The sequence below is a fragment of the Secundilactobacillus folii genome (genome assembly GCF_009720675.1).
GTDB classification, from domain to species: Bacteria; Bacillota; Bacilli; order Lactobacillales; family Lactobacillaceae; genus Secundilactobacillus; species Secundilactobacillus folii.
The window spans coordinates 53,575-80,026 of sequence record NZ_WNJO01000005.1 but is presented as its reverse complement, the minus strand read 5'-3'; the positions used below and the strand labels follow the sequence as shown (position 1 = coordinate 80,026).

The following is a 26,452-nucleotide window of genomic DNA, read 5'->3' as shown; positions in this document are numbered from 1 at the left end:
CATCAACCCATTCTAATTACAGACGTAGTTTGTAACCGTTTACACCAATCAACACAGTTCTAACTTTTTAATAAAATTCCGTGACGAACCGGCACAAAGGGTAAAAGTCTGCTAAACTAGTTACCATCAATACATCGACTTAAAGGGAGTCATTATTTTGCAGCTTTTGAAACGTTTATGGCGTAAGACAAACACGCGACTGGGATTTGCGACCTTGTTGCTGGTTTGCTTTTGGCTTAAAACAATTCTTGCCTACTTTGCGGACTTCAATATTCAATTGAATGACCCGTTACAGGTCATTCTTTACCTATTGAACCCACTTCCAACTGCGATTATTTTCTACAGTTTAGCCCTATACATTAAGCGCACGCGGCTTTTTTATACGTCAATTATTGTCCTGGATATTTTGAACACGTTACTCCTATACCTTAACGTGATTTATTACCGTGAATTTACTGATTTTATGACCGTTGCCACCATGCTTGGTTATAACAAAGTTAATCAGGGTCTGAGTGGCAGTTCCGTAGCCTTAACAAGTTTCCACGATATTTTTTTCTGGCTCGATCTGGTGATCATCATCGCGTTACTACTGACGGGTCGCATTAAAACCGACAAGCGACAATTGAACTGGCGAGCCGGATTTGCTGTCACTTCAATTGGTTTTTTGGCATTCGGTTTTACCATGGCCGTCAGTGAAATGAATCGACCACAGTTGCTGACTAAGACGTTCGACCGTTCATACATTGTCAAATACTTAGGCATTGATTCCTTCACCGTTTATGATGCGGCTAAGACACAGCATAACAGTGACATCAGAGCCACTGCCAAAAAGTCGCAACTGACGGGCATCTTAAAGTTTGTCCATCAGCACTATGCCAAGCCAAATCCTAAATACTATGGTGTTGCCAAAGGCAAAAACGTCATCGTGTTACATTTGGAAAGTTTTCAACAATTTTTGATCGATAAAAAAGTGGACGGCCGCGAAGTGACGCCATTCTTGGATAAGCTCTATCACAGCCAGTCGACGATTGCCTTTAACAACTTTTTCCATCAGGTTGGTCAAGGAAAAACCAGTGACGCGGAAAACATGCTGGAAACCAGTACGTACGGCTTACCGCAGGGCTCATTGTTTGCTCAACTGGGCAGCGATAATACCTTCCAAGGAGCACCGTCAATTCTTAAGCAAAAAGCTGGTTACACCTCAGCTGTATTTCACGGTAACGTTGCGAGCTTCTGGAACCGTAATAACACGTATAAGAACCTTGGGTACCAATACTTCTTTGACGCTAGTTACTACGATACTTCGGGTGATAAATCGCTTGGCTTTGGCTTAAAGGATAAGCTTTTGTTCCGTGACTCGATCAAGTATCTGCAACGTTTACAACAGCCGTTTTACGTCAAATACCTGACCGTGACGAATCACTTCCCATTCTCGCTGGATAGTGAAGACCGAAACGACGGTTTTAAAGCCCCAGATACAGGCGATAAAACGGTCAATAATTACTTTGTTACAGCGCATTATCTTGATCAATCGATCAAGGAATTCTATCAATATTTGCATAAAACTGGGCTCGACAAGAAGAGTATCATCGTTTTGTATGGTGACCACTATGGCCTCTCCAACTCCGAAAATCCTAGTTTGGCCAAGTTGCTGGGTAAAAACGCCGACGACTGGAACGATTTTGATAATGCCCAATTGCAACGAGTCCCGCTAATGTTCAATATGCCAGGGACTAAGGACGGCTTCATTGACCACACGTACGGTGGTGAAATTGACGTGCTGCCAACCCTATTGCACCTATTGGGAATCAATACTAAGGGTTACATTCAGTTTGGAACTGACCTGTTTTCTAAGGAACACGATACCGTAGTGGCCTTCAGAAACGAGGACTGGGTCAGTGATAAATATACTTGTCTGTCTGGCGTCGTTTACGACAATAAGACGGGCCAAGAACTACACCCTGACAAGAAGTTACAGGCTAAGATCAATAAGATGCAAGCTAGGGTCAAAAAAGAACTATCACTGTCAGATTCTCTCAACCAAAAAAACCTCTTGCGCTTCTATCACCCTAAGGGGTTGAAACCAGTTGATCCTGCTAAATATAACTATGCCGATGGACTGGAAAAGGAAATTAAGATTGAGAATAAACTGAAAGCGAAGTCCACCAGCCTCTTTGATGAAAAGGGTAAATCAACCGTTCCTGAATACAAGACCGATGCACCGGAAGTCAATCATAAATCGACTGACACCAACCGAATCAAGATTACTAATCCAGATGATAATAGTGCGGGTAAGTAAGTCGTGGATCAGGGCATGTTGCTGACGAATTTAAAGTTTAGATCACCACTAGTAACTCACTTAGAACTAGATACAAAAGGCAGGGCATCGCTAATCATGGCGATGCCCTGCCTTTGTATTTAATCAGTCCCTAAAGACCAAACCAAATTTGAAAGTTGAAATAGATCGGGCAAGGATCTATTTTTCAACGATCACAGATGTTCTGGTCAAGCGGGCTATCTGGCTCAAAACGCTACCTTTTAATCGAACTCGAATGGATTGGACCCCTTCGATCCGGATATAACTTGGCCATGATGGCGTTCACTGCAATTGGTGCTTCACCAAATGCAGTGGCAATCAACGCTTGCTTCCCTGGGTAAGTGACACTATCGCCAATCGCATAAATACCTGGAACGCTGGTTTGCATCTGAGTATCGACCTTAAACAACCGGTGATCAGTATCCAGATCAATATTCCAGCCGTCAACCGTCTTGTGATCTGAGGTAAAACCATAACTAACGATCACATCATCAACTTCAATCTTTTGGGTGTCATCTTCCGTACGCATCTTCTTAATCGTGACCTGCAGGCCTGAATCACCCTGCTCAATTGCTTTGATCATGTAGGGTGTGTGGACATCAACGGTGGAATCTTTGACCTGAGCGACGGTATGTTCTAGAGCTCGAAATTCATTACGACGGTGGACTAAATGGACTTCCTTGGCCACTGGTTCTAGCATCAAGGCCTCATCCAAAGCAGAGTCCCCACCACCCGCGATCAAAACACGGTGGTTAGTAAAGTGCTTTAAATCAGTAATGGCGTAAAATAAATTCTTACCTTCAAATTCCTTCACGTTATCAATGACTAATGGTCGGGGCGAAAAGGAACCGTTACCAACCGCAATCAAGACCGTCTTACTGCGCGTCGTTTCGGTTGGGGTCGTGATTTCAAAGCCATCGGCCACTTGCTTAATGTCCGTCACCGTTTGTTCAGTCTTCACGTCAATCGGAAACTGTTGAAACTGAGCTAATTGCTGGTCAATTAAATGTTGTGCTTGAATATCCGGAATACCAGCCACATCTAAGATATGTTTTTCCGGATATAAAGCGCTCACTTGGCCGCCCATCACCGGCAAACTCTCAATCAGTTGAGCTGACGCTTCACGTAAACCAGCATAGAAACCGGCAAAAATGCCAGCGGGCCCACCACCAACGATTGTTAAATCATACTGTTTATCCAACTTTGACACCTCTCTAAACTCTTTAGTTAATAATGTGCTGGCCTTGTAGCGTCCGTACTTCACGCAGTCCAGCATCGATTAAGACAAAAATTGCGATCCAGCCAATAATGATGATCAGCCATTTTTGAATATCAAACGCATTTAAGAAGTCAACTGGTGTTTGCCAATCCCACGCCGCGTGCAACAAAACGGCTAACACGTAGAAACGCAAAAATTTCGGTTTCACCATCGTTTTGCCTTCGACTGGCTGTCGCCTTTCCTTGGCGAGGATGATGGCCGCTCCAATGATAGCCGACCAGATCGTATGCGTGCCAATGGCTTGCCAGCTTCGAACAAACAGGGTGATCAGGCCAAATTCACCCGTGTAGCCCGAGGTTTCAAAGACGGCAAAGCCAGCTCCGACACAGGCCCCTACTAGCATACCATTGAAAATGTAATTCAACCTGAAACTATTAATAAAATACCCAATTATCAATAACTTCCCAGTTTCTTCAATGAATCCAATTGTTAACGCCGAACCTAGATCGACGCCGTTTCCCGATGGAATAATTTGATAGAGCACCATTGTGGCTATCAGTGAGGCAATGCCACCAATCAAGAAAACTTCGGTAGCCTGAAAAACAGAAATATTCTTGTAAACGTTGATTTCAAAAAACATAATTGCGAGTGAAAATGGGACTGCCAGTGAGCCAATGAAGACCATTCCAGGAACGGCTTTATCACTATGGAATACCAGAAAAAGTAACGTGAGTAAACCAAAGCTGATTCCCAGTAGCGCCAGTACCCGTGAAAACAACCATGGTTTAACCGGAGCTGATGAAACTTCCGCAAGACTGGGCGTGGTCGTTTTGGTGCCGACAATGAAAAGTGCATCGCCTTCATCCTTATCGTGACGTTTGAAAACCTCTGAGAACATCCGAAAAAGGTGAATCTCCACCGCCGTATTCTCACCCGTCCATTCGTTCAGTTCCTTAGTCGCGTCATCTAATAAATTTTCACGCCGCCTTTTTTGCTTTTCTTTTTCCGATAAGTTTTCAGTCATTTCTTCCTCCAAATAAGCCATTAGATAACTCATTTTAACTTACATTGTTTTGATGGTGCAAGGTTTGGTAGGGTACCATTTAAAACGAGTTAACTTACTTCATACCTCACACCCCAATTTGTTGCGGTAGAGCATAATAATCCAAGTCCTGTTGCTAAATTATCCGCTGAAATTGCATAGTACTTACCTTGTATTTTAAGGCTGATTCACTTATCATTAAACCTGTATAGTGCAGCGCTTTCAAACATTATCAATGGGTAAGCTGGTATAAATTACCCGATGGAGGTATTTTGATGGCTACAAAGAAAATGATCTTGGATCTGGATACAGGAATTGACGATTCAATGGCAATCGCCTATGCGTTGGCAGCCCCCGATGTCGATTTAATTGGTATCATCGGTTCTTATGGTAACGTGTACGTGAAGGATGGCGGCATTAACGCTTTGAAGATTTTGGAACTGCTTGGTGCGACTGATGTACCGGTTTATCTGGGTGAGAGTCACTCCCTTACAAGTGACCACTTCGACCGGATGCAGGTGAGTGCACGAATTCACGGTGAAAACGGAATTGGTCAAGTTCAGCTACCAGAACCAAAACGGGCTCTAGAAACCACTTCTGGTGTCGATTTCTTAATTGATTCAGTTAAAAAATACGGTCAGAACCTGACCCTTGTGCCAACTGGTCCGCTGACTAACTTAGCCAAGGCTTTGGACAAGGCGCCGGAAATTGCTCACGAAATTGGCAACGTAACCTTGATGGGCGGTGCCCTAACCGTTGAAGGTAACGTTAACGCTTACGCTGAAGCTAACATCAACCAAGATGCTGAAGCTGCAAACGCCGTCTTCACCAGCCCTCTGCACCTTACCATGGTGGGCTTGGACGTGACTTTGCGGACCTTGTTGACACGCAAGGAAACTTCTCAGTGGCGTGACTTGAACACCAAGGCAGGAACAGCCTTCGCGGACATCGTGGACTATTATATCGACGCCTACAAGGAAACTAACCCGCAAGTACCGGGTTGCGCACTGCACGATCCATTAGCAGTTGGTGTTGCGCTTGATCCAAGCTTCATTACGACATTAGGCTTGAACATGTTTGTTTCTACTGATAAAGAAACTTACGGCCGAACAATTGGTGATCAAGCACGTCTGGACGAACCCGCAACCAACGTGAACGTGGGTATCAACGTTGATGCTGACCGTTATCTGGCAACCTTTATGAAATACCTGACAGGTTTATTTGCAAAGAACTAGAATTTAAATTTAATTATTTCTCAACTACAGTAAAAAGGCTAGGTTTCCCTAGCCTTTTTATGTTGCTTGAAAAACCGATGCGCTACTAATTCTGTCCACGACCGTCTTTAATTCTTACGGCGACCCGAAATTGCTGTTTCGGTTCAGCCTGTAAATCAGCCATTTGAATTCTGGCTTCCAATAGTTCTCCGTACCCGTAAAATAGCAGTTTACTCAATAGATCATTTTGATACCTCGGCACATATCCCAGTTTAACGTCCTTGAAATAAATCGCGATTGCTTGTGGATCATACGGGTTATCCGGTTCCAAGACTAACTGCACTGGCTGACCCAAAGTTAAATTGTCGATAACATCTAAGCCGTCTGCATACCCAAATCCGGCAATGTGAAAATCCAGAAAATGCCGGTTGATCTCATACCCACGTTCTGGATCATCAATAATCAAGTCGTTGTTCTCAATTACCACTGTAAAAGCCCCCATTCATTTTGGTAGCAAAAGTATAACATTCGCCCATTCAAAACGAGCCTTTTTACACATTCTTGCAACATTTACACCAGAGTTATTTTCTCCACTGCACGTCAACTTGAAAATCAAGAACAGCTCAAAATTAATGTGCTAAAATAGCTTTAAATCAATATTTAGAAAGGACTTAAACATGAAAGCGCTCATTGTTTCGAACCCTACAAGCACCCACATTAGCGATCTCATTCGTGAAAACGTGCCGAAACCCGCCCCAAAGCCTAACGAAGTTCAAATTGAAGTCAAGGCTGTTGGGCTTAATCCAGTCGATTATAAAGTGGTTGAAAATGGCCACCCAAACTGGCAGTATCCCCATATTCTTGGCCTTGACGTCGCTGGTGTTGTTGCCGCGGTTGGTGCTGACGTTACTCAGTTTGCAGTGGGTGACCGCGTTTGCAGCCATGGTGATTTACAGCAAAATGGCTGCTTCGCTGATTTCGTCACCCGCCAGGCTGCTGGTGTAGCTCAGATTCCTGAGACCGTCAGTTTTGAGAAAGCGGCCGCCAGTCTTTGTGCCGGTCTCACTGCTTATCAGGCACTAACCCGAAAAGCCAACCTCACTAATGTCTCGTCCGTACTGGTTCACGGTGGTGCAGGTGGCGTCGGCAGCATGGCGATTCAACTCGCCAAAATGCAAGGTAAAACCGTTTATACCACGGTTTCATCCGCCAAGCGAGATTTTGTCGCCCAGTATTGCCATCCCGATAGCATGATTGACTATCAAAGAGAAGACGTCAGTGCCCGGATCAAGGACTTGACGCATCAACACGGTGTCGATCTGATCATCAACACTGTGGGTAACACCGATGCTGACCTAGACCGGCTAGCATTTAACGGTCAGTTAATTTGCATTTTACAGCCGCCTAAGCATTTCGATGCTGCGATGGGTCAAAGCGTGGCATGTGTCAATTTAGGCGGCGCCCACCGCAGTGGTGACCTTCAACAGGTGCGAGATCTCGGTAAAATGACCAGTGAACTATTAGCGCTAATTGCGGCAGGTAGAGTTGATCCGCTGATTACACGCACGATTCCGTTCATTGAGATTGCCGCTGGGCTAAGACAGCTCAAGAACCACGCGGTAACTGGCAAAATTGTCGCGGTCAAGTAGGTAACATCAACAATTATAGCTTGTGTCTCGGCTGGTCAAGAAAAATTGATCTGGTACTAAAAAGCCATGCGACTTTGAAAAATTCCAAAGTCGCATGGCTTTTTGAACACTAGGTTTTCTCATCACTCAACTACTCTATTTTGACCATCAACCTGCAAAATCCAAACAGGTTGCTAGGTTTACTTAAAGTAATCCGAAACGAACTGCGCCACACCATCTTCTTCATTGGTGCCTGTATGATAACTGGTCATAGCAGTAATTTCTGGCTGGGCATTCGCCATTGCCACACCAATTTTAGCGGCTTTCAGCATCCCAGCGTCGTTTTCAGCATCGCCAAACGCCATCAGATTGCTCTCATCCCATTCAAAATGGTTCAATAGCGCGTGCAACCCAACTGATTTATCAGTGGTCGTACTCAGAAATTCTAAAATGTGTGGTTGGGAGCGTGCAATGTGGTAACGCTGCTTCAAATCAGCAGGTAACGATGCCACTAAACGGTCCAAAATTGCTGGCTCTTGAGCCGCCACAACTTTGGCATACATCTGTTCAGGCAGCTCGCTAAAGTTTACCGGTTCAAACTTAATGTCACCACCTAAAGTATAGGTTGATTCTGCTAAGTCAGAGATGGGATAGACTTGATCAAAATTCAGCACGTCTAACGGAAATCCATTAGCCTTACAAAATTCGTAAAGTGGTGTAATATCCTGTTTGCTGAGACCCTGTTTAGCGATTACACTGCGATCAGCATTATTGATCACTAACGCACCGTTAAAGGTGATCGTATAATCATCCGGTCCGGTTAACCCAAGCTGTTCGATATAGTGCCAAATGGCATTGATTGGCCGCCCAGTACAAAGAACAACCTTAACGCCCTTAGCGTAAATTGCCTTAAGCGCGTTCTCGTTGACTTTACTAATCTTTTTATCGTTGGTCAAAAGCGTATTGTCTAGGTCCAGTGCTACTAACTTGATCATGTTGTTCACCTCATTGATATTTTCTTCACAATAATAACAGTATACCGCACTCTAACGCTTTTTGAGAAATTCTTCGATAACTGCTAATACGCCGCCTTCATTATTAGTCAATGGCGTGACCAACTTGACCTGCTGTCGGACTGATTCTGGTGCGTTCTTCATCACGTAACCGTACTTTGCCATTTGAAGCATTTCTAGATCGTTGCCGCTGTCACCAAAAGCTAAAGTATTGTCACGACTGACCTGCCAGCGGGTCTGTAACTTTGACAAACCATAGGCCTTATTGACCTGGGGCAAAATAACGTCAATCCCACCTAAGCCGCTTGAAGTTGCCCGTAACTGTCCTTGAAAAGCTTGATTAACCAGCTTTTCTTGGGCTGTCACGTCAAATGATGGCCAGGTGATGTCAACCTTATAAACGGCGTCGTTAACTTCTGTAAGATCCATGACACTCGTTAGGTTACCGTAAAAATAACTCGATTGCTTAAAGCGCTTGGCACTGGCAGGAATTTCAGTCCAAGCTGCCTGTCGTCCAGACAGCAAAATCCAGGCATTTTTAAATGAGGGCTGACTGCGAGTCCACTGAAGAAAAGCCTGTAGAACATCTTGCGAAATGACATCTTCACTGATGGTTTCCCCGTTTGATACAATGTGCGCGCCATCTTCAGCCAGATAAGTAATATCGCCAGTAAGATCACTGAAATATTGAGGCAGATGCGGATACTGATTCCCGCTGGCCACGACAAAACGAATGCCCGCCAACTGCATTTTAACCAACAATTTCTGAAATCGCTGGTGATCGTAATCACTTTGGTCGTTTAAAAAAGTGCCGTCCATATCCGTCGCAATCAATTTAATCGGCATGCAATCATCCCCACTGTTTACTTTGCTGGCGCCCAGTGCCACGGATCTTGCCGCCACTGCTGCAACGATTTCAGCTCCGAGACAGTAATATCATTTTTTTGGTTGGCCAGTTCGATGAGCGTACTATAATTTGTCAAGGTGTGCAAAGAAAGCTTCGCCGTGGCAAAGTTTTTTGCACTATCAGGCAGCTCATACGAAAAGATGCCCGTCACCCCCAGAACAGTTGCACCCACTGCCAACACCGCTTTAGTTGCATCTAGTACACTACCGCCCGTGGAAATTAAATCGTCGATCATGACCACCTTATCCGTGGCTAAAATCTGACCTTCAATTTGTTGACCAGTGCCGTGGGACTTCGGTTTAGAACGCACATAGCTCATCGGAAGATTCAACTTATCAGCAACGATTGCAGCGTGGGGAATCCCAGCCGTAGCGACGCCCGCAATCACCGTTGCTTCAGGAAAATGTTCATGAATATAACGAGCTAAGCCGTCGGCAATGTGGGTGCGAACTTCTGGAAAAGCGATGGTGCGGCGGTTATCAGTATAAATTGGTGATTGGATACCGCTTGCCCACGTGAACGGTTGATTGGGCGAAAGCGTCACGGCGTTGATTTCAAGTAAGTCACTGGCAATTTGTTGTGCAATTTCAGTCATTTTCAGTTCTCCATTCTTTAGCAACCGTCTTATAAGCAGCAATTGGATCTTCAGCTTGCGTGATCGACCGGCCAACAACCAGCCCGTCACTGCCCAACCGAGCAGCTTGTGCCGGCGTTACGACCCGTTTTTGATCATCCGCACTGTCACTTGCCAACCGAATACCGGGATTAATGCACAAAAAATCGTTGCTGGTCGTTCGGTGGATCATTGGGTCTTCAAGTGCTGAGGCGATGACCCCGTCCGCCCCATTACTTTGCGCTAACTGTGCGTAGTGCATGACTGACTCAGTTAGACTGGCATTGACCAACTGTTCTGAGCGCATCTGCTCTTCACTAGTCGATGTTAGCTGGGTAATTGCCAGCAATTTAGCGGGTTGAACGCCGGCCTTTTCACTGCCACGTAATAGGCCCTTCTTAGCCCGGCGAATCATTTCAGCTCCGCCAGCCGCATGAACCGTCACCATTGAGACCTCTTGTTGTCCTAACTGATACATGGCCTGTTCCACAGTGTTGGGAATATCGTATAATTTCAAATCCAAAAAGATCTGAATGCCGCGCTTTCGGAGCTCAGACAGGATCTTAGGTCCCTCAAAATAAAACAGTTCCATCCCAACTTTCACAAACAGTCGTTCTTGGTGTTCAAACTGGTCAAGAAATGTAAAGACCTGCTGTCGATCCCTAAAATCTAACGCAATAATAATTGGTCGCATGAAAATCACCTTTCTACAAAGAAAAACCGTTTAGCACTGTAGGCTAAACGGTTCACTGGTCTCACAAAGTGGCCTTTTTCCGTAAACTTGTTAGTCTCTCTGGGCTAAGTTAAAGATATCTTGAAATGAGTGTACCGCATGTCGTTAGCCGCCGTCAAGCGTAGTTTCTAAACGGCCTCTTCGTTGAAAATAGCCTACTTATCCACTTTCATTGGTATTATGGGTTGCCCTTGGGGCGATTATATGTCACAATACCACCAACGGTTAATCACCAACCGCAAAAATAACAAGTGCCTGTGAGCACTTATTTTGGAGGCAACTTAATATGGAAACCACAGCACAGCACCACGCGCTAACTAAGAACCAGAAGTGGACGATTGCATCAACTTCTGCCGGATTCGCACTCGAGAACATGGACGTTTTATTCCTCTCCTTTGCGCTTTCTTCGATCATCGCTGATTTACACATCAACGGCGCTCAGGCAGGATTGATCTCATCGATCACAAACCTGGGAATGTTAGCGGGTGGTATTTTATTTGGCCTCATTGCTGATCGTTTTGGTCGCGTTCGCACGTTTTCGTACACTGTTTTCATCTTTGCATTTGCAACTGCTGCAATGTATTTCGCCAACAGCATTACTTTGATCTACGCCTGCCGATTTATTGCTGGCGTTGGTGCTGGTGGTGAATACGGTGTCGGCATTACACTGATTGCTGAGAACTTCAACCACCACAAAATCGGCAAGATGACTTCGGTGGCTGCAATTGGTGGCCAAATTGGTGCCATCTTGGCAGCAATCGCAGCAGCCTTTATCATTCCCGCACTGGGCTGGCGAGCCCTCTTCTTATTCGGTGTCATCCCTGTCATCCTAACTTACTTCATCCGTCGGCACCTACATGAAAGCGATGAATTCATCGCCGCCAAAAGGGCTGAAACTGACCCCAAGAAACGCGTTCGAATCAGTGCATTATTCAAGACGCCTAAATTAGCTTACCAAACGCTTGCACTGAGCTTGATGGTCGTGGTCCAAATTGCTGGCTACTTTGGCCTGATGAACTGGCTGCCATCCATCATGCAGCAAAAGCTTGGTCTTAGCGTTTCTGGTTCTTCAATTTGGATGATTGCGACCATCGTCGGAATGAGTATCGGCATGCTGACCTTTGGCAACATCCTCGATTATTTTGGCCCACGTCGGGCTTTCGGTATCTTCTTGATTGCCTCAGCACTGGCCGTCTTCAGCATCACTCTGGCCGTCAACGAAGTTACCTTACTCATTGCTGGCGCAGTTCTTGGCTTCTTTTCAAACGGAATGTTCGGCGGTTACGGCGCCGTCATTTCACGCCTCTACCCAACCGAGATCCGCTCAACTGCTAATAACGTGATCGTGAATATTGGCCGGGCAATCGGTGGCTTCTCCAGTGTGGCCATTGGTTTTTTGATGGACCACTACAGTTTGATCGTCGTCATGGGCTTCCTGTCCGCTTTGTATGTCATTAGCTTTTGCACCATGCTGACCATTCCAAACTTAAAAAAGCTTGGCCGAACCAATGAGGGATAATCATGCTGGCGTTAAATTATGAATTAGGACTTAACGCCGTCAGCTCAAGCTTTAAGAGGCAAAGTGACGCGACAATTTACTTGCATAAATGAACTATACCGTGTATTCTAATACCTGAACTAAACGTTATCTGGGGTGCCTTTTGGCTGAGATACACCCATTGAACCTGATCTGGTCAGTACCAGCGAAGGGAGAATAATGAACGAACTGTGTCAAATAATAAAAAATGCCAAAAGGACGAGTCAGAGAGTAACGTTTATCTCCGGCTCGTTTTTTGTGCCAAACGTTTGGTCACCAATACTTTAAGGAGGATCCTTGCAATGAAAACTTCTAATGCTTGGCATCTGCGTGAAATTATTCTGTTAACTTTGATTGCCATTTTCTTTGGTGTCATTTACTGGGTGGTTGGACCGATCTATAACGTTTTGACCGTTGCTTTAACCCCGTTTGGTCTGGGACCGGCTGCTAACGATATCATCATGGGTATTTGGGTGATGGCTGGCCCGTTATCTGGTTACCTGTTTAAGAAAGTCGGTGCAGCGTTTCTTGGTGAATTTTTAGGTGCCGTCGTGGAAATGTTTCTTGGTAATCAATGGGGAGCAAGTACCATGATCTCAGGTGTGATTCAAGGGGTGGCTTCAGAATTGGGGTTCACCTTTACCGGCTACAAACGGTATGACTGGTTCAGCCTGAACCTCAGTGTCTTACTAACTACAATTATTACCTTTGGCTGGGATATGGCGCAAAACGGGTATATTAAATACCACGTTAGCCTTTTGATCATCCTGTTTATCATCCGGTTGATTTCAACTTGGCTTTTTGCCGGACTACTTTCCAAGGCAATCATCAACCTGTTGGATCGGACGCACCTGATGCGGACAGAAACTCGCTAGAATTGAGGTCGGAATAATGCCAACCATCAAAGTTGATCACCTTTCATTTTCATACCCGACTGAAAGCGGTGAAACTCCACTGACACTCAACGACATTTCGGCCAGTTTCCCCAGTCACCATTTTTCTTTACTGACTGGCGCTTCCGGTTCGGGTAAATCGACACTGATGAAAATTATCAGTGGCCTGTATCCACAATTTGGCGGTCGGGTCATAGCTGGTCAAATCACTCTTGACGGGAACCCCGTCCCAGACATTCCTGAAACGAATCGTGGCCGACTGGTGGCAATGATGTTTCAAAACCCAAACCAGCAATTTGCGATGGATACGGTGGAACGAGAAGTGATTTTTGCACTCGAAAATCAGCACGTGGCCCCCTCTGAAATGATGTCACGAGTGACTCAGGCGTTGAGGTATGTGGAAATCGAGCCCTTACGTCATCGTAATCTAAACAGTTTATCGGGTGGCGAAAAGCAAAAGGTTGCGTTAGCCGTCATTATTGCTATGCAAACTGATACGATTCTCTTGGACGAACCGTTTGCCAGCGTTGACCCGGAAGCCCGGCAACTGTTGCTGGCAAAATTATCTCAGCTGCAAAGAAAACAGGGAAAGACCATTATCATTTCAGATCATGATTTGGAAGACTACGGTCAGTTTGTTGATGAATTGTTTGTGTTGGATGCTACTGGTGAGCATCTAGAGCAGCTCAACCATGAAACTGCTCAAAATCGCCTGCAGCATTTTAGTCGTGAACAAAATAATACCATCCATTTTGAATTACCAACAACTGCTGAAAAGACTTTATATACCGGTCGAGACTTAAGCCTCCAGGCCGGTGAACGAACCTTGATCAACCAGCCGGAGCTCGGCTTTTTCCAACATCATATCACGCTTTTAACTGGCCCAAACGGTTCCGGTAAATCCACGTTGCTCTCGGCGATGTCTAAATTACATGATTATGGAGGATCACTGACCTTCAATCATAAAGAGGTCGCTAAAATTCGGCCACGACAGCTTTATCGGCAAGTCGCGATGGTGTTTCAAGACGCTGACCAGCAATTTTTAAACGTGACGGTTGAAGAAGAAATCGCGCTCTCACTAAAAAACAGCCAGCAGCATGAATACTTCAAATCCCGATTGAGCCGCCTTCTTACCAGCTTACATCTTGACCAGCTGCAAGATCACGTTGTCTATACGCTAAGCGGTGGTCAAAAAAAGAAACTCCAGATCTTAGAAATGCTCATGATGGCGACACCAGTCCTGTTGTTTGATGAGCCTTTTACCGGTCTTGACCTAGCTTCGATGCAACAAATCATGGCGGTGATGAAACAAGTTGCCACTGATTGTCAGTTAACGTTGATCATTATTAGTCATCAGTTGTTCGGGTTGAATCAGTTGATCGATTATCATTTAACTCTGGCCAACAAAAAATTAGAGTATGTGGAGGGATTAGCGTGAATCCAAGTCTTAAACTTTTACTCGGTGTTTTGATTGCGCTAGAAATTTCTTTCACCAGGTCATGGATGGTCAACCTCGGTTTAGCAGTCATTGGGTTAGTGATTATTTTAACCAGTCGACCAAAACTGAGCCGCTTTTTACTGCTTTTAGTTATTCCGTTGATCCCAGCAGTCGCCTTGGCAATGGCAATTTTGCTGCAATCAAATGCTGGCACGCACTTTGCAATCGTGTTGTTCACTCGGATATACGCCTACGTTTTTATTGGTTCAGCCGTGACCATGACCACTTCCATTTCGGACTTGGTCATGTCACTGGAACAAAACGCCCACGTTCCCAGTAAGTTCGCCTACGGATTCTTAGGTGCTTTCAACCTGTTACCGAAAATCGTTAGTGAGGTCAATATTATTCGGGCAGCTGGAAACATGCGTGGCCAGACGCTGCACGTTTGGTCACCCAAACTTTATTTTAAAGCCGTTCTAGCATCGTTAAACTGGTCAGAAAATCTCGCTGAAGCGATGACGTCGCACGGCTTTGTGGAGGATGCCCCACGCTCCTACTTCAAGCGGATTCATATCCGTTGGTGGGATTGGGCCACCTTAATTGGTGTTTTGGTTATCCTGCAGTTCGCACTATTTGGCTTGCATCTCCAGTGACTTTACTTTCTTTTTGACCTAAAAGAATTATAATACGGTCAAGAAGGTGATTGTTATGGCTCAAAGACCGATTAAATTTACAACGGCATTTGGCATTATCGTGATGGTTCTAGGCTTCTTGCTTGAAGTGGGCGCACTATTTTATGAAGCGGGTTCAGCCGTCAGCGCTGAAACAGTCTTTACAGGTGCCATTGTGCTGACAGTGGGCCATGCATTTTATGGTGTCAATCAGCTTTGGTTATCATTGCTAATAACAATCATTAGCTCACTAGGTATCGCCTACTTCGTACTGGTTCAAAACGGCAGTTGGCTATGGGCCATCATCGCCTTTATTGCCTTCTTTGCCTTTATTGAATCACTCTTTAGCTTTAGAGCAGTTGTTAAACGTCGTCAAAATAAATGGTAATTGAATTTCAAATAACAAAAGGGCAATCGTAATTTTACTGAAATAACGTAAAATTACGATTGCCCTTTTAAAAACGATTTTAATAAGCATTGCCAACAACTTGATAACTTGCGCCACCATCCGTGGACTTTAATAGCTGACCGGAAGTATTGGTCTTAAACCATGCAATAGTGGGACTGGTATTCGGATCAGCACCCTTAGCTTTCATGTTTGGTGACTGGTGATTCTCTTGAACTTGAACCGTATACGTGCCATTTGTAGACTGACTAAACTGCATCGCTAAATCTTGTGGTGCATACTGATTACTAAGTAACCGTGAGATTCGACTGGCAATCGTTTGCTGTGAGACTGCAGGGCTGGCTTTTTGAGCAGAAGCACCACGCTGCTGACTCTTGGTCGTACTCGTTGCTGCAGAACCACTAGTAGCGTTCGAAGTCTTTGAACTTGAATTGCCTGTGGTTGTCGAGGAGCTAGAAGCTGAATTGCTATTACTGGAGTCAGATGTCGAAGCCGACCCGGCCTGTTGTTTAGAAGTACTTGCCTGATTTGAAGAATGCTTGGCTACCTTGCTTGACGGTGTCTTCGACGATGAACCTGAGTGTGACTTGGTTTGAGAGCCGCAGCCGCCAAGGAGGCTTAAAAGTGCTAGTGGTAAAACCACTCGAATCAATCGTTTCATAATTGTTTTGGCAAACTCGTTTTATGCGGTCTGCCTTCCCCCTCCCGCTTTTTCTATGCTCATTATACCATGCAGGGAAGCGCTGATGAGGGAAAACTCAGGTTACTTTACAGTCCCCGCAAAACTAGGCATGAAGTAGTTACTAATGGTCTCAATATCAACGTTTTGACCTGGTTGCGGCGCAGCCACAAATTGGTGATTGCCAATGTAAATGGCGACGTGATACGTTGCCCCTGCTTGACCCCAGAATAATAGATCACCTGGTTTGGCCTGTGCTACAGACTTTTTGGTCACTTTACTTTCTTGTGTCACCGTGTAGTGGCCAAGTTGAATGTTGGCCGCGTGAGCGTAAACGTAATCTGTTAAGCCTGAACAGTCCATGCCGCTCAGTGATTCACCGCCCCAAACGTAGGGAATATTCATGCCAGCGAGCTTTTTAGCTAAATTCACGACGGCTTTTGCCCGTGATGTGGTTGCTTGGTCGTTACTAGCTGTCGCAGAACTTGCGACGTTATCGGTTGCAGTCGACGAGCTAGATGGTTGAGTAGTTGTTGAATCAGAAGTGGATGTAGTTGCTACTGGTTGTGAAGCATCATTTTCGACGGCTTCATGAGCCGCCTTAGTCTCATTTTGATTGGGTAATGCTTGAATCGTTGTTGATCGGGTGGCCGCAGAAGCCGTTGTAAAAGTTGCCCCTGTTAAAGTCACTGCAGCAGCCAACGCGATTAAACTGTGTGTTAGTTTCAAATTTATCACCTCATGTTAATTATTGATAGTGTTAATGATACAGAAATAATGTATCGAAATGATTACACGAAAATTGTCTTTCAGTAACATTTCGATTGCTGGACACCTGCCCACAATTTATCGCTGTCACCGTGCCAGCGCCCATCTATTTTATAGCCAACGTAAACTAAAACAGTTCAACCGCGCCATTTCTTTGGCGCTGTCCCGAAAATCGTTTATAATGAAAGCAAGGTTAGTTGTGTTTAGTTTTAAGTCAAATCAGGTGGAGGTACATTTATGGAACAAGAAGTAACCGGTATGGCAGAAAAAATCATTCAATATCAAAAGAAGCATAATCTTACAGATACTGAGTTGGCCTTAAATCTTCACATCACAGTTGAGCGTCTACACAACATCAAGTCGATGGAAAGCGAACCAACGACAGAAGAAATTGCAGTCTTAAATCATTTCATTGGGGTTAACTGAATCGGAGAGTCTTTCAAGATTCATTCACACCATCATCATTCTAAAACAGCGGATAAGTTCAGTCATTTACCAAACTTATCCGCTGTTTTTATGCTTTAATGACGTCTATTGATTCATCGCAATTTGAAATGCTTGGTAGGTGTGATCGTCAAACGCTACCATGGTGACATCGAGCGGTTGATCAAACGTTCGAATCGTCTTGACTGCAATCTGACTGGCACTTGCTAACGGATAGCCGTAGATACCAGTACTGATTGATGGAAATGCAACTGTTTGGCAATTATTCTCGACGGCCCGTAACAAACTGTTGAAATAGCAACTACGCAATAACTTGGGCTCTTCAAACGAACCATCGCGCCAGATTGGACCCGGAGTGTGAATAATAATTCTGGCTGGCAAATTAAAGCCAGGCGTTACCTTGGCTTCACCCGTTGGGCAGCCATGCAGCTTGGCACAAGCAACGTCTAGTTGTGGCCCCGCGGCCCGATGGATGGCGCCATCGACACCGCCGCCACCTGCCAAACGAGTGTTGGCAGCGTTCACAATTGCATCACCATGAAACTTTGTAATATCGCCCTTGATCAACGTTAATTTTGCCAATTTTGAACCCCCTACTTTGCCCTTTTCGACCACCAATGACGTTTCTTGGACTTTAATGCTGGTTTTCGCCTAGCTAAACGCTCCATACCGACGCGCATTGGATTTGCCGCTAAATCATTGAGATTCAATGGTGGCTGCTTTTTGTCAGCGTCGTCTTTCGTGTGTTGAATATCCGAATCTGTCATTTTTTAGCCCATCTTTCGTGTATTTGTAAATAAGTACGGTATAATATCCGTAGTATATACGTCCTAGTATACAGCCAATGAGGCAAATAATGAATGAAAATGCACTTGAATTGTTAACGCCCTTAATCTTTGAAAAGAGGTCGACTAATGTCTATTCAAATCGTGACGGATTCAACCGTCCAACTTACCGACGAAGAATTAGCAACACTCCCAATTACCGTGGTACCACTGATCGTTCGCCTGGGAACCCAGGAATTTTTAAACGACGGCGTCCAGATCACTAACGCGCAATTTTTAAGTCACCTGGTCACTGATGAAGAGCTACCGAAAACCTCTCAACCCTCAATTGGTCAATTTTTGGAAGTCTTTGATCGTTTAGGCGAAAACGGTGATGAGGTGCTGTGCTTAAACCTGACCCACTTTTTAAGTGGAACTGTAAACGCTGCCCGACAGGCGGCCGAAATGTCTGATACAAAAGTCACAGTGATCGACTCGCTTTCAATTGACCGGGGACTGGCATTTCAAGTGATCACCGCCGCTAAACTGGCGCAAAATGGTGCGCCGATGGAAACCATCCTTAACGCCATTGAACTGCATAGATCTCATACGGAAATCTACGTGTTTTTGAACACCCTGGAAAATTTAATCAAGGGCGGTCGTATCAGTCGCGCTGCTGGTGGAATCGCTAACTTACTCAACATTAAAGTCGTGGCCGAACTAACCGATGGCGAGTTGCGCGTAGCGGCTAGGGGCCGTGGTAAACGTTTCATCCGCAAAGAGATCAATGAACTGGTCGATCGAATCAAGACGGAAGCCCCGCCTAAAGTTGGTTTGACCCACGTCGATAACCTGACACAAACAAGTGAGATTGCTAACCGGATCAAAGAAGCGTTACCAGACACTCAAGTGACAATTCACGAAGCCGGTCCGGTCATCAGCACCTATACCAGTGTTGGCGCCCTAGCAATTGAGTTCTACACTGATTAACTGGAGATAAAAAGGCGTCAAAAACGAATCTTAAAATCCGTTTTCGGCGCCTATTTAATTTAATTTCGGTGTTGCTGGACGGCACGATTACGTTGACTATTTTCTTCGTGCTGGCGTTTTTGCTGTTCTTTTCGTAACCGTTCGATTCGCTCCGCCTCGGCCTTTTGGGCTTTGGCTTTTTCTTGAGAACGAATCTTAAAGTAGTTATAGATGGCAACTAGTGCAAAACCAACAATGACTTGAAAGGGAAACGAGATCAGGGTTGTTATCGAATATGGCCGGTGGGTAAACTGCGGCGATAGCAAGTCGTAAATAATCAGTAAAATGACCATTGGCACAATGATTTGCATCGTATCTCTAAACCACTTTGGTAGTCGCTGCCATTTCTCAAACAATCTAATTGCCTCCCTAAAGTTCGCCTTGATTGCGAAGTTGCTTTTCAGTTAACATTGCATCCATGTAATCAAATGCAATTTCATCGATGTCATCGAGTTCAACAATGGTGCCCAGCGGATCAATGACCGTCCCCTGTTCGATCTGGTGGAAGATAATTTGCTGGCCGCCAAATTTACTAATATAACCAATCACACTCTGCTGATCATCTAGTTGCAAACGCACAACACGCTGAAACTTAGCTGCCTGAGCTAAAATCTCTTGGAACAAGTTATCGCCAGCGTCAAATAAGCGTTCATCATTGAGACCTGGCTGAGCAGTCACACCCAAATTCTTATTCAGCATCATGTAGGTCTTCATGACCTCCAGGTAATCTGACTGGGTAGTGACCTGTTCGATTGCTGGTAATTTAACCAGCCAATATCCGCCGAACTGCCCCGTCATATCAACTAAATTGATAACAACCGAGTCAGCACCCACCGTATTCACTCGACCAACGTAAAACATTTCCGGGTCGCCAACTGGCACCAAGGAAATTAGACGCTGCGTCCTTTGGGCTTCCTGCAGCGATGCCGCAATATCAGTTAAGCTATTAACTGACAGTGTTTTGACGGGTGGTAGGGTTTGAATGTAACCCATTGACGCCGTTTGTAAAGTCAATTCCTTACCTTCGAACTCGATCAATGCCACATCTTTAAATGACAGCACTAACTGCGGATGGTCTTCCAGCTTGAATTTATCAAAAATTCGAAAATCGAAATCATGTTCTGATATCCGGGTCACTTCACCCTCGTTAAGTTCACCGCTATTGTGGTCTAACACCATGATCGCACTTTCATCCACCATAGCGGCTTCAAGTACTTGACGGATCAAAGACCGCTTTAAATTGAACTTCGTGGTCATTTTGCCAAACGTGAAAAAGTGCTCACTAGCAGCGTTTTCAATTCGAAAACGCATGCTATCGAGGTCGTCACTTTCAAATTCCACGAAGTCGATCACTTTATAAGTGAGGTAAACGGCACCATCTTCGCTACCGCTATCATCGAAAGTGGTCAAAATAATGCCTTGGTCGTCAACAATCGTCACATAGCCAGTATAAACAATGTCTTGCTGCTGTTGATACACGTTTACTAAAGCCTGACGCTGTAACGCGTATTGCAAGTCACTCATGATTGAGTTCATTGGTACCCCACCCTTCATTTTGAGATAATTAAATCAAGTATAACACTGAAATCCTACGCTTTTTAGCTGCGGAAAACAATTGATTTGAGTTAAAATACAGTTAGTTTTTCATCCGTTCCTGCAAGGAGGTAAATGATGCCAGAACCCCATAAAAATACTAGTCGCCATAGTCTACCAGAAATTAAAGTCAACGTAAAGACACCCCCAAGTTCTGGTGGGCTTATGAATTGGGGACCACTGTTTGGCTGGGTAAAGTCACTATTGCCAAAGTGGTCACACAAGCAACGTAAATAGTCTTAGTAGAGTCTAAAAGCCAGGAATCATTTGAAAGCTAATTCGTGATTTCTGGCTTCATTATGATGAATTTAAGTCGTCTCAAGCGACGATTTTTTCCAAATCAGTTAACTGGTCGATCTCGAAAGTCGGCTTGACGTTGGTTTTGTTGGGCTGGTGATCTGGGTTAAACCAAACCGAATCTAGACCGAAGCTCTCAGCCCCTTGAATGTCAGAGCTTAAGGAATCACCAATCACTAACGTCTGTTCAGGCTGATAGGCCTGGATGTGGGCCGTCACTCGCTGAAAGAAGGCCCTCTCCGGTTTTTGAGCACCAACTAGCTCTGAAATAAAAACCCGCTTAAAGAAGTGGTTAAAGTGAGCTTCGGTTAGGCGTTTTTGCTGTGTCTTGGCGACGCCGTTCGTCACAACGTAAAGGTCATGGTTGCGGCTGAGATCAGTCAAGACTTCCGGCGCGTGAGGCATTGGTTCATGACCCTGTGACAGGTAAAAACGGTAACGTTCTTCCATCCGTTTGCCATCGATATTTGGTTCGCCTAAATGGGTAAATAAAGTGGTGAAGCGTTGAACTAGCAGCGTTGGCTTATCGATCTCTCTGCGCTCAAATTGTTGCCATAATGAAATGTTTAATTTGTGATAGTAGGCGTAGGTTGCAGGCGTTAGTGGCTGATCCAATTCTTTAAATAAGCCTCCTAAAGCCTGCTTTTCAGCAGCCTGAAAGTTTAATAACGTATCGTCAATATCGAAAAGTAGGTTTTGATAACTCATTCATGAGATCCCCTTTGAGTGAAGTTTGGGCCGCTTGATCAAGCGGTAACCGGTGATGGCTGTTGCAACCGCACAAATCAAGGCGGCAATTAAGAACGACACATGCATGCCGTAGATGAAAATATCTGGATGGCCATTCAGAAAAGTCGTCACTTTTGCCCCGCGAGCATGACTCATTGCGGCGAACAGAACGGTGGTGGCTAATGAAATGCCAACGACCATCCCTAGGTTTCGCACCAGGGCATTCATGCCACCGGCAATACCAAGATCACTCGGCTCCACCGCATTCATAACAATCGTATTATTGGGTGCTTGAAAGATACCGTTCCCCAGCCCAACGAAACCAACGTTGGCGACGAACAGCCAGATTGGTGTGCCTAAGTCAACCAGCATATAACCGATTTGACTGAATAGAATTAACACTAGCCCTGCAAAAGTGATCAGCTCTGGACCAATGTGGTCTGAAACTGTGCCGGCTAAAGGCGCAACGATCACCTGCACGATTGGAAAAGCCATTAGAATGTATCCCGCATAATTGGCGGGCAGCTGACGGGCATTTTCCAAATAAAATGGGGCAATGACATTGAAGAAGAAGTTGGTCACAAAGATGAGAAAACCACACAGCAGGCTCATGGTAAAAGCGCCGTTTTTAAATAAACTAAATGATAATAACGGATTTGTTTGTCGGTTTTCCGTTCTGACAAAAATCAGGCCAACAATCAAGGCCACCGCGAAGAAGCCGAGAATAACGGGGTTAGCGAAGCCAATTTCTTGACCCAAAAAGATGCCAACAAAGAGAGCGACCATAAAACAGGCCATGGTGAATGCACCGATCCGGTCAATTCTTTCGTGCGACATCGTAATATCTTTGGGCAAAATCAGTTGACCAACAATAATCGTAACAATCCCGATCGGAACGTTCAACCAAAAAATGTAACCCCACGTTAAGTGCGCCAAAACGATGCCACCCAAACCAGGTCCGGCAATCGATCCCAGGGCCACGAACGAACCGATCATTCCAAGTGCACGGCCACGTTCGTTAAATGGAAAAACTTCAGTAATGATACCGTTATTGGCAGACATCGTCATGGATGCCCCTAACGCTTGCACGACCCGGGCTGTCAGTAGCAATGGAAAGCTGCCGTTGAAGCCTGCAAATAAAGAACCAATAACGAATAAAACCGTTCCGATTCGAAAAATTCGAATCTTACCAAGTGAATCGCCAAGTTTCCCAAACAATAGCAGTAACGAACAAATGACAATTAAGTAGATTGAAACGACCCACTCAGCCTGGTTCATCGGTACCTTAAGATCCCGGGAAATAACGGGCAGTGCAATGTTAACGATACTGGCATCCAGGGTCGACATAAACGTAAACAACCCCACCGCTGCCAGTATCCACCAACGGTGCTTTTGGACCTGCTGATCAGTTAGAAAACTGTTTTCAGCCAATTTTCACAACTCCTGTTCCATTTATTTCTCCAAAGCCAACAATAAATCTACGCTTTATTAGCGTGATTTTCAAGCATTTCCAACGGTGATTGGTTGGCTGATCACCCGTTACAGCAGTCGTCCTCTTGCTTCTGAGGAACCGGCCTGCTATCCTATTAAACGAGGTGGAAAACATGACAAATGAACGTTATTACCAACCGGAAAGCCCAAAGGACGCCCTTCGGTTTATCGAAAATTTATTTAACCAGTACGCACAGGCACCATTGACCGCAGATCTAGTCGCCTATCACCAAAAACTAGTCAAACAGATTCAAGATAATATTTTACCAACTGCGGAAAAAGACGAACAACCAGTTCAAGTTGAAAATGCCAAAGCAATGATTCAAACCATGCAGTCCTGGCTACGAATTCGAATGAGCGGCCAACCATTTGCTGGTAAGATGCACCACTTTCGTTTTGAGGCTGACAATGCCAAACCAAAGTTCAAGCGCAAGGCGGTTAAGGGGCGCCGAAGTGGTGGCTATCGTTCTGTCCGACACGGCTAAAGTTCTGATTTAAGGAGACGGTTCACGCCCATTCAAACGTCATTTAAAACATTTCGGAAATTTGACCATTTACTTAAAAAAGTTATCATTTCAGCAGGTAAGTTTGAAAGCTCAATCAAACTTGCCTGCTGTCTGTCTCACCAACCAATTTCAGCATCGATCACGTTCCGCTTTCATTTCAGGTCGTACTTATGAGGCTAATTTCACTTTGTAATAGCGTTTTCAACCTGCTAGAATAAGGATGTTTGTAATTCTAATTATTCTATAAAGGTGGGTGTCAATATGCAGGGCTTTATCGGGGAATTTTTTGGCACGGCTATTCTGATCATCTTAGGGACTGGTTCTGGGGCCGGCGTTAACTTAAAGAAAACGTACGCAACTGGGTCTAATTGGACTTTTGTCTGCCTATCTTGGGGGATGGCCGTGACCATGGGCGTTTACGTTGCCGGGTTATTGGGTTCAGATGGTCATTTGAATCCGGCCGTCACCATCCCGTACGCACTGTTTGGCCTTTTTCCTTGGCATGAAGTGCTGCCATATTTGGCGGGACAGTTTCTGGGTGCCTTCGTTGGTGCGGTCGTGGTGATCATTCAATTTACGCCCCATTTTAAAGCCACTAGTTCCAAATCGGGGAATTCCGTCGGCATCTTTGCCACTGTGCCAGCGATTAAATCACCACTGTTCAACTTTTTATCAGAAGTGATCGCCACGTTTAGTTTCGTTTTCATTTTGCTAAACCTCGGCAACTTTACTACTGGCTTAAAACCTTTTATCGTCGGTATGCTGATCTTTGTCATTGGCACTAGCCTTGGTACAACCACCGGCTTTGCCATCAATCCAGCACGTGACTGGGCACCGCGATTTGCTTATACCATTATGCCGGTACCAAACAAAGGTTCAGCAAACTGGAACTATGCGTGGGTACCGATGTGTGGACCGCTCGTTGGAGGCGTAATTGCAGCAGCGATTGAAACGGCAATTAAATGAAAATACACGGTCGGATAATTCGGATTAAAGCGATATCATATGGTCAAATTTACACACGACTATTTGCAAAAAGGGACACATGATCATCTTGATCATGTGCCCCTTACTTTTAGACAATTCTAGGAGTTTAAATTATACGAGTTTAATAGTGCAGTAATATCCTTATTTAAAGTGTTGTTAGCAGCTTTCGTAATGGCTGCTTTCACCTGGGGATCGTTTGGATCTTGCGAGGCTTTACCGGCCGCGTACTGCTGCGCCACATACTGGGTCAGTGCCGCAGTTAGCGATTTAGTCAGTTTAGGTTTGGTGTATTTGTTAGCAAACGTTTTTGCTGGCGAACTCTTTGTTAATTTAAAAGTATAAGCAGTTCCCTTGTAGCTTGGGAAGAGGCCACTCTTATAATTGTACAGTTTGACGCGGTACTTCGTATTACTATACTTGTAAATACTCATCTTATAGTTTGTCTTACCCAGCTTACCCTTTAGGCTCTCTACGCGGTAGTAGATGTTTAACGTTCTATGATTTTTGCTAGCGGCACTTTTTACTGGCACTGCGTAACGTACCGAGGCATTCTTAAAATCCCCAAAGACCAGCATAAGTCCCGTCTTATTACCCGCTTTAATTGCTTGGAAGTGAAAGGCATACTGCGCCTTAGCACTCTGAAAATGGCCGCCTGGTATAGATGAAAACGTTTTTGAAGCATGTGCCACGGTTGGCTGCTGAATGGCAGCAAATCCCCCAATAACCATTGTAGCTGCGACTAATATTTTTGTACCCATCCGTTTAAACATCCTGCTTCCTCCTTAAATGATTCGTTTTAATTGACCCGTCATGAGCCTATCATTAATAAGACGGGAACACAATGAAAATAGGCAGTTTTCTGGCAATCACTTGATTAAGACCACCTTAATTTTAAAAGTTAAACTGAAAGCAAACAAAAAAGCCCTTGAATTGGGCTTTTTGTTATGACTGTAAAATAATTATTCCGGGTTCCTGCAAGTTCCCGTCGTTACCTGCTCAAGAAGAGATAATAGTACTAGCTAGGTTAATATCAAGTATTATGGAATCGCTTACAAGGTAACTAATACTATTGTATCCGTTTCCCTTCAGTTTGTGAAGACCGAATATTTAAAAGGTCAAAACACCCCTTATAATGCGACATTCAAAATTAGATATTGTGAAATTAATGTCTAGTAATGACTCAAAATGACGTTATTGACTCGTTAGTTAAGCACGGATATTCATTTATCTCATTCATAGTCACCACACCAAGACCCTTTTCTCGCACATTTGAAGTCAGTTCTTAAGTCACTTAAAAAGCGCCCTGATCACAATGTCAGGGCGCTTCTTAGTTGCTTTAACGTCTTCAAAACTCAACTAAATCGATCTTGTTCAATTTCAAAAACGAATTGATTAGCATTCAACAGTTCATCTCAACCGTAATCTAATTCTCAATGGATCCAAACGGACTTGAACCGTCGACCTCCTGCATGCGAAGCAGGCGCTCTCCCAACTGAGCTATGGACCCAAATAATTACACTTATTAGATTACCAC

At 44.7% G+C, this 26,452-nt stretch carries 28 protein-coding genes, 1 tRNA gene and 1 riboswitch; of the genes, 12 read left to right on the top strand and 17 right to left on the bottom strand.

The window, feature by feature from the left end; all coding sequences use genetic code 11:
- Positions 1–166: 166 nt before the first annotated feature.
- Positions 167–2,299: an LTA synthase family protein gene (locus GM612_RS05380; protein ID WP_155431465.1), complete on the top strand. Its 2,133-nt coding sequence runs from the start codon at positions 167–169 to the stop codon at positions 2,297–2,299.
- A 232-nt stretch (positions 2,300–2,531) separates the two neighbouring features.
- Here the strand turns inward: GM612_RS05380 and GM612_RS05375 are convergent, their stop codons facing one another.
- Positions 2,532–3,527 carry an NAD(P)/FAD-dependent oxidoreductase gene (locus tag GM612_RS05375; RefSeq protein ID WP_343031820.1) on the bottom strand — a complete coding sequence of 332 codons (996 nt, stop codon included), beginning with the start codon at positions 3,525–3,527 and terminating at the stop codon, positions 2,532–2,534.
- Between the two features lie 13 nt (positions 3,528–3,540).
- Positions 3,541–4,560, bottom strand: coding sequence for a PrsW family intramembrane metalloprotease (locus tag GM612_RS05370; RefSeq protein WP_155431358.1), 1,020 nt, complete (start codon positions 4,558–4,560; stop codon positions 3,541–3,543).
- Positions 4,561–4,853: 293 nt separating this feature from the next.
- On the opposite strand from GM612_RS05370, the gene GM612_RS05365 reads away from it, so the two are divergent.
- Positions 4,854–5,813: a nucleoside hydrolase gene (locus GM612_RS05365; RefSeq protein WP_155431357.1), complete on the top strand. Its 960-nt coding sequence runs from the start codon at positions 4,854–4,856 to the stop codon at positions 5,811–5,813.
- A gap of 85 nt (positions 5,814–5,898) precedes the next feature.
- Here GM612_RS05365 and GM612_RS05360 read toward each other — a convergent pair whose 3' ends face one another.
- Positions 5,899–6,279: an HIRAN domain-containing protein gene (locus GM612_RS05360; protein ID WP_343031819.1), complete on the bottom strand. Its 381-nt coding sequence runs from the start codon at positions 6,277–6,279 to the stop codon at positions 5,899–5,901.
- 190 nt (positions 6,280–6,469) lie between these two features.
- Between GM612_RS05360 and GM612_RS05355 the strand changes: the two genes are divergently transcribed.
- Positions 6,470–7,441 (top strand): alcohol dehydrogenase catalytic domain-containing protein, encoded by a 972-nt coding sequence (locus GM612_RS05355; protein ID WP_155431355.1) that lies wholly within the window; start codon positions 6,470–6,472, stop codon positions 7,439–7,441.
- 179 nt (positions 7,442–7,620) lie between these two features.
- On the opposite strand, the gene GM612_RS05350 is transcribed toward GM612_RS05355, so the two are convergent.
- From GM612_RS05350 to pyrF, 4 genes are read right to left on the bottom strand one after another with little or no spacing between them, the layout of a single operon-like run.
- Positions 7,621–8,415: a Cof-type HAD-IIB family hydrolase gene (locus GM612_RS05350; protein ID WP_155431354.1), complete on the bottom strand. Its 795-nt coding sequence runs from the start codon at positions 8,413–8,415 to the stop codon at positions 7,621–7,623.
- 51 nt (positions 8,416–8,466) lie between these two features.
- Entirely contained in the window at positions 8,467–9,279 is an 813-nt protein-coding gene (locus GM612_RS05345; protein WP_155431353.1) for a Cof-type HAD-IIB family hydrolase, read from the bottom strand.
- Positions 9,280–9,296: 17 nt separating this feature from the next.
- Positions 9,297–9,935 (bottom strand): orotate phosphoribosyltransferase, encoded by a 639-nt coding sequence (pyrE, locus tag GM612_RS05340; protein WP_155431352.1) that lies wholly within the window; start codon positions 9,933–9,935, stop codon positions 9,297–9,299.
- Complete coding sequence (gene pyrF, locus GM612_RS05335) at positions 9,928–10,647, bottom strand: orotidine-5'-phosphate decarboxylase (protein WP_155431351.1); 720 nt, start codon at positions 10,645–10,647, stop codon at positions 9,928–9,930. The genes pyrE and pyrF overlap by 8 nt, the downstream gene beginning before the upstream one ends.
- Positions 10,648–10,972: 325 nt before the next feature.
- Here pyrF and GM612_RS05330 point away from each other — a divergent pair, with 325 nt between their 5' ends.
- The 5 genes from GM612_RS05330 to GM612_RS05310 all read left to right on the top strand — a co-directional run bounded on the left by GM612_RS05330 (position 10,973) and on the right by GM612_RS05310 (position 15,613).
- Entirely contained in the window at positions 10,973–12,205 is a 1,233-nt protein-coding gene (locus GM612_RS05330; RefSeq protein WP_155431350.1) for an MFS transporter, read from the top strand.
- Positions 12,206–12,326: 121 nt separating this feature from the next.
- Positions 12,327–12,416, top strand: a riboswitch (TPP riboswitch).
- A gap of 109 nt (positions 12,417–12,525) precedes the next feature.
- Positions 12,526–13,098: an ECF transporter S component gene (locus tag GM612_RS05325; RefSeq protein WP_155431349.1), complete on the top strand. Its 573-nt coding sequence runs from the start codon at positions 12,526–12,528 to the stop codon at positions 13,096–13,098.
- A 16-nt stretch (positions 13,099–13,114) separates the two neighbouring features.
- Positions 13,115–14,554 (top strand): ABC transporter ATP-binding protein, encoded by a 1,440-nt coding sequence (locus tag GM612_RS05320; protein WP_155431348.1) that lies wholly within the window; start codon positions 13,115–13,117, stop codon positions 14,552–14,554.
- A complete protein-coding gene (locus tag GM612_RS05315; RefSeq protein WP_343031818.1) occupies positions 14,551–15,207 on the top strand; it encodes an energy-coupling factor transporter transmembrane component T family protein in 657 nt (218 codons plus the stop codon). The genes GM612_RS05320 and GM612_RS05315 overlap by 4 nt, the downstream gene beginning before the upstream one ends.
- A 55-nt stretch (positions 15,208–15,262) precedes the next feature.
- The gene (locus tag GM612_RS05310; RefSeq protein WP_155431347.1) at positions 15,263–15,613 is read left to right on the top strand and encodes a hypothetical protein; all 351 of its coding nucleotides are present in this window, start codon (positions 15,263–15,265) and stop codon (positions 15,611–15,613) included.
- 79 nt (positions 15,614–15,692) lie between these two features.
- Here the strand turns inward: GM612_RS05310 and GM612_RS05305 are convergent, their stop codons facing one another.
- Positions 15,693–16,292 carry a hypothetical protein gene (locus tag GM612_RS05305; RefSeq protein WP_155431346.1) on the bottom strand — a complete coding sequence of 200 codons (600 nt, stop codon included), beginning with the start codon at positions 16,290–16,292 and terminating at the stop codon, positions 15,693–15,695.
- Positions 16,293–16,394: 102 nt separating this feature from the next.
- On the bottom strand, positions 16,395–17,039 hold the full coding sequence (locus tag GM612_RS12400; RefSeq protein WP_246147580.1) for a C40 family peptidase: 645 nt from the start codon (positions 17,037–17,039) through the stop codon (positions 16,395–16,397).
- Between the two features lie 276 nt (positions 17,040–17,315).
- Here GM612_RS12400 and GM612_RS05295 point away from each other — a divergent pair, with 276 nt between their 5' ends.
- On the top strand, positions 17,316–17,504 hold the full coding sequence (locus GM612_RS05295) for an LBP_cg2779 family protein (protein WP_155431345.1): 189 nt from the start codon (positions 17,316–17,318) through the stop codon (positions 17,502–17,504).
- A 105-nt stretch (positions 17,505–17,609) separates the two neighbouring features.
- Here GM612_RS05295 and GM612_RS05290 read toward each other — a convergent pair whose 3' ends face one another.
- On the bottom strand, positions 17,610–18,104 hold the full coding sequence (locus GM612_RS05290; protein ID WP_155431344.1) for an O-acetyl-ADP-ribose deacetylase: 495 nt from the start codon (positions 18,102–18,104) through the stop codon (positions 17,610–17,612).
- 11 nt (positions 18,105–18,115) lie between these two features.
- Positions 18,116–18,289: a hypothetical protein gene (locus GM612_RS05285; RefSeq protein ID WP_155431343.1), complete on the bottom strand. Its 174-nt coding sequence runs from the start codon at positions 18,287–18,289 to the stop codon at positions 18,116–18,118.
- A gap of 147 nt (positions 18,290–18,436) precedes the next feature.
- On the opposite strand from GM612_RS05285, the gene GM612_RS05280 reads away from it, so the two are divergent.
- Positions 18,437–19,276: a DegV family protein gene (locus GM612_RS05280; RefSeq protein WP_155431342.1), complete on the top strand. Its 840-nt coding sequence runs from the start codon at positions 18,437–18,439 to the stop codon at positions 19,274–19,276.
- Positions 19,277–19,335: 59 nt separating this feature from the next.
- Here GM612_RS05280 and GM612_RS05275 read toward each other — a convergent pair whose 3' ends face one another.
- From GM612_RS05275 to GM612_RS05260, 4 genes are all read right to left on the bottom strand, one after another.
- A complete protein-coding gene (locus GM612_RS05275; protein ID WP_155431341.1) occupies positions 19,336–19,671 on the bottom strand; it encodes a CusA/CzcA family heavy metal efflux RND transporter in 336 nt (111 codons plus the stop codon).
- Between the two features lie 13 nt (positions 19,672–19,684).
- Positions 19,685–20,851 (bottom strand): hypothetical protein, encoded by a 1,167-nt coding sequence (locus tag GM612_RS05270; RefSeq protein ID WP_155431340.1) that lies wholly within the window; start codon positions 20,849–20,851, stop codon positions 19,685–19,687.
- Positions 20,852–21,226: 375 nt separating this feature from the next.
- Positions 21,227–21,913, bottom strand: a complete 687-nt coding sequence (locus tag GM612_RS05265; RefSeq protein WP_155431339.1) for a YjjG family noncanonical pyrimidine nucleotidase — start codon at positions 21,911–21,913, stop codon at positions 21,227–21,229.
- Positions 21,914–23,365, bottom strand: coding sequence for an MFS transporter (locus GM612_RS05260; protein WP_155431338.1), 1,452 nt, complete (start codon positions 23,363–23,365; stop codon positions 21,914–21,916).
- A 173-nt stretch (positions 23,366–23,538) separates the two neighbouring features.
- Between GM612_RS05260 and GM612_RS05255 the strand changes: the two genes are divergently transcribed.
- On the top strand, positions 23,539–23,910 hold the full coding sequence (locus tag GM612_RS05255) for a hypothetical protein (RefSeq protein ID WP_155431337.1): 372 nt from the start codon (positions 23,539–23,541) through the stop codon (positions 23,908–23,910).
- Between the two features lie 282 nt (positions 23,911–24,192).
- Positions 24,193–24,897 (top strand): MIP/aquaporin family protein, encoded by a 705-nt coding sequence (locus GM612_RS05250; RefSeq protein WP_155431336.1) that lies wholly within the window; start codon positions 24,193–24,195, stop codon positions 24,895–24,897.
- Positions 24,898–25,016: 119 nt separating this feature from the next.
- Here the strand turns inward: GM612_RS05250 and GM612_RS05245 are convergent, their stop codons facing one another.
- Together GM612_RS05245 and GM612_RS05240 are read right to left on the bottom strand one after the other, a co-directional pair.
- A complete protein-coding gene (locus GM612_RS05245; protein ID WP_155431335.1) occupies positions 25,017–25,688 on the bottom strand; it encodes a hypothetical protein in 672 nt (223 codons plus the stop codon).
- A 664-nt stretch (positions 25,689–26,352) separates the two neighbouring features.
- Positions 26,353–26,425 (bottom strand) — tRNA-Ala (locus tag GM612_RS05240).
- Between the last annotated feature and the right edge of the window lie 27 nt (positions 26,426–26,452).